The organism is Cobetia sp. (genome assembly GCF_983723665.1).
The window spans coordinates 3976-7500 of the sequence record NZ_CFDJES010000132.1; the positions used below are offsets into that span (position 1 = coordinate 3976).

Annotated in this window: 4 protein-coding genes; all 4 read right to left on the reverse strand. The window is 60.5% G+C overall.

Features of this window, described 5'->3' with window-relative positions:
• Positions 1-198 precede the first annotated feature (198 nt).
• Complete coding sequence (locus AC4FAH_RS11990) at positions 199-675, reverse strand: GFA family protein (RefSeq protein ID WP_054556217.1); 477 nt, start codon at positions 673-675, stop codon at positions 199-201.
• Between the two features lie 198 nt (positions 676-873).
• Positions 874-1200: a gamma-glutamylcyclotransferase family protein gene (locus tag AC4FAH_RS11995; protein WP_213114755.1), complete on the reverse strand. Its 327-nt coding sequence runs from the start codon at positions 1198-1200 to the stop codon at positions 874-876.
• Positions 1201-1456: 256 nt separating this feature from the next.
• The gene (locus AC4FAH_RS12000; protein WP_054556215.1) at positions 1457-2056 is read right to left on the reverse strand and encodes an HD domain-containing protein; all 600 of its coding nucleotides are present in this window, start codon (positions 2054-2056) and stop codon (positions 1457-1459) included.
• Complete coding sequence (locus AC4FAH_RS12005) at positions 2056-3225, reverse strand: TauD/TfdA family dioxygenase (protein ID WP_054556214.1); 1170 nt, start codon at positions 3223-3225, stop codon at positions 2056-2058. Before AC4FAH_RS12005 ends, AC4FAH_RS12000 begins: the two co-directional genes overlap by 1 nt.
• Positions 3226-3525: the final 300 nt, after the last annotated feature.

The following is a 3525-nucleotide window of genomic DNA, read 5'->3' on the forward strand; positions in this document are numbered from 1 at the left end:
CATGAGAAGGCATCAGCCAAGGATCACCGGATACAAACAGGAGTGCCGCCTTGTATAGGCGGCACTTATACGCGACGCAGCGAATGACATCAACGCTCAGCCCGGCGGATCAGGCCATGAGGTCGCAACGGATCCTGACCAGCGTCGCATCGGATCCTGATCGAGGAGTTGCTGGTCCTGATTGACGCGCCGCCGATATCAGTCGGTGTCGCGCTCGGCAATCCGCGCATGCCAGGCGGCAATGCTCTCTTCAGGATACTCGGCGTGATGAGCATCACGCGCTTCGTGCGCGACTTCCACCCAGTTGGCCTTGCTGTCGAGCATGATGTGGACATGCTCCGGCGGCACGGGCAGCGGGGTGTCGATCGCCCCTGCCTGAGGATGGATCAGCTCCGGCCAACGGGCATCGTAGAGCCACAGCGCACTGCCGCAGCGCTTGCAGAAGTGCCGTTCCGCCGGACTTTCGACCCCGTCAGTCACCGCGTGATAGATGGAGAGATTGTCCCGGCCTTCCACCTTCAGGGTGTTGGCATCGCCCGCCAGATTGATCGCGTAGCCACCGCTGCCCGCCGTCTTGCGACAGATCGAGCAATAACAGCGCTGATACGGATAGGGGTGCGGCGATTCGAGCTGGAATGTGACGGCCTTGCAGTGGCAGGAACCTTCAAGCTGCATGAGGAATCTCCCTTGTGATGCATGAATGAGGACGCTGGCGCTGACTGGGCATGCATCGCCCGAAGGGCCATGTTACTCCATCCGGGCGCAAGGCGGCGGGCCGTCATTCATCACTTGCCACGATCAATCCATCACTAGCCACGATCCATCCATCTCTTGCCACGAGCCAGCAATCGCTATCCGTGCCGCGCGTGAGTCTCACTGCGGCAGGGCGTAGACATAGGCCTCGAGTTCACGATTGTCATCGAGAATGACGGTAGTGACGGTGCGCTGATAGATGGGGCCCTCGAAGTCATCGAGAGCATCCCAATGCTCGGGCAAATGCGCCGAGGAGAACACGTGGCCGCGTATCACCTGGCCCGTGTTGTCGACGACCAGCCCCGGGAAGTTGTGCTCATCGCCGTGATCGGTGTTTTCCAGTCGGCCGCGTAGATAGGCCGAGCTCCATTCGCCGTCGATATTGGCGATGACATGTTCGTTGAGGCCGCCGGGGCCCAGTGGACCGTAGATGAAGAGATGTTCCATGCGTCTGCCTGTCGGGTTGGGGAAGGGGGGATGATCCGCGAGGGAAAGACGGCCGTACCGGCACCGCCTTCATTGACGTTGACGTTAGCCAATGATGATGAAGGTTGAGTGGCGAGGTTCAACCCCTTGTTGACGTGAAGCACTCAACGCAACGCCCACAAACCAGATTGCCCCCACTGGGCGGGCCAGTGGGGGCAATGGTCAAGCGGGGGAGCGGAGCAGGTCAGGCGCGTTTCACGCCCCCGCCTTCACATGCTCAGACGCGGCTGTCGAAACCGCCGGCCGGCTCTTCGCCGATCACGTCCGGATCGAAGGGCTTGCGCGCGAAGACGCGACGCAGTGCCGGTTCGAAGTGCTCCAGCGGCGGGGTCGGGTAGTCGGGATCGAAGGCCGCCTGATCATAACGCTCGCAGAAATCCACGCACTTCTGATACCAGGGGTGGTCCTTGTAGATCTCGCGCTCGTTGCGGTCCTCGCCGTAGAAGTGACCGTAGTAGAACTTCTGGAACAGGCCATGGTGATGGATGATCCAGGTCACTTCGGCACGCACGTACGGGCGAATGATGGCGGCGGCCAGCTGCGAGTGATTGTAGGGCGCCAGCTCATCGCCGAGATCATGCAGCAGGGTGGCGACGACCAGGTCGTCATCGGCGCCATCGGCCTCGGCGCGCGCCGCCGACTGCAGGGAATGCTCCAGACGGCTGACCTTGTAGCCGCTCAGGCCATCATCGAGCTTGCGCAGGGCAAGCTTGAGGCGCTCCACCAGCCCTTCATTGAACTGGTCTTCAAGACGCTCGAGCAACGCATAGTCTTCTGCGGTGCCGTCCTTCATCTGGGTGAATGAAACCTGATCCATTACGCCATTTCCTCACGGTTTTCTTGTTGTGCCTGCTGCTGACGCTGACGCATCAGGGTAGTGGCGAAGCGCTCACGCGGGCCGTCGCTATCCATGTAGCAGCCCTGCAGGTGGCGGTGCCCCTCATTGGTGTCGAACGCCGTACGGCCATGCAGCACGCGGGTGTTGTCGAACATCATCAGCTCTCCGGATTCGAGTTGGAAGCGAATCTCGTTGGCCGGGTCTTGGAACAGCTGCCCCAGACGCTGGCGGGCCTGATGGTAGCGGCGAGTGTTTTCCAGCGACATGTGCGGCAGGTGATCGAGGCGCGGGCTGTAGTTGACGCCGATGGGCTCACCATCGGAATTCTCGCGAATCACGCAGCGACGCGTGGTCAGCTCGGTGCCGGCGTCCAGGAAGCGGAAGCCGACCGGCGTGGTGCGCAGCAGTTCATAGCCTTCCGGCATCTCGGCCTTGAGCTGCTTGAGCGCATTGAGGCTGTCGACCAGCGTGGACAGGCCACCGGTGGTCTCGTTGACCAGGCAATGCAGCATCTGGATGCCCGGTACCGGATCACGATACGGGTTGTCGGTGTGCGGCCCGAGCGCCACGCTGCGGTAGGCCAGGTCATTGCCCGTCGGGCGCGAGTACACCTCGAAGTAGCTGCCGAAGTTGGTGTCCTTCACGTAGCCGAAGTGACCGGCCACTTCCAGAATGCGCTCCGGGTCGGTCGGCACGTTCTGCACGATGATGTAGCCAAAGCGCAGATAGGCCTTCAATGCCTTCTGGAAGTCCTCATTGTTGCCCATCTTCTCCCAGTCGACGCGCTGCGCCTGCTGATCGATGCTCGCATCCCAGCTCTCGGGCTTGGGGAACGGCGTGATGCCCTGCAATTCATGCGCCAGCATGGTGAGGTCATACACTTCGCAATGCCCGTCACTGAAGGTGAATTCCACGTGCGTCTCGTCGACCGGGCGCGCCGCGGTCAGCTCGAGGTTGACGTCGATGGCATGCGAATCGAACAGACGCTGGGTAGTCACCTCATCGAGCTGCTCCGGGTCCTGGGTGCGCTCGCGCAGCCACAGCGGGCTGACCGGCTCCAAGCCTTCGGCGGTGATCAGGTTTAGTGACAGCGGTGACTCGCTCAGGGTCAGCGGCAGCGCGTCGGACAGGGCATTGGTCAGGGACATGCAGGCATCTCTCCATTAGCACGGTTGTATATCGTGGCCATTATGGGAGCGAGGCATGGGACCTAAGTAGGGGGTGAGTGTTATCGGAGGGTATGCATTTTTCTTATGGGGGCCGAGAAAATGGCCCGTTGTGCGTCTTGGTGAATCGATACAAGGATTCAGTGATGCTCACTTCGAGCCGTTGCAATAGGTAGATAGATAGTCCCCCTTATTTTATGTGCTTAATTAAATCAATCACTTGCTGTAGGGCAATAGGTGCGAAATCGCACTTTGTTGTCATATGGTAAGCCATTCTAGGGG

Bases quoted from the DNA above. Each gene is read 5' to 3' on its own strand.
- AC4FAH_RS11990 (WP_054556217.1), bottom strand. From the start codon at position 675: ATGCAGCTTGAAGGTTCCTGCCACTGCAAGGCCGTCACATTCCAGCTC.
- AC4FAH_RS11995 (WP_213114755.1), bottom strand. From the start codon at position 1,200: ATGGAACATCTCTTCATCTACGGTCCACTGGGCCCCGGCGGCCTCAAC.
- AC4FAH_RS12000 (WP_054556215.1), bottom strand. From the start codon at position 2,056: ATGGATCAGGTTTCATTCACCCAGATGAAGGACGGCACCGCAGAAGAC.
- AC4FAH_RS12005 (WP_054556214.1), bottom strand. From the start codon at position 3,225: ATGTCCCTGACCAATGCCCTGTCCGACGCGCTGCCGCTGACCCTGAGC.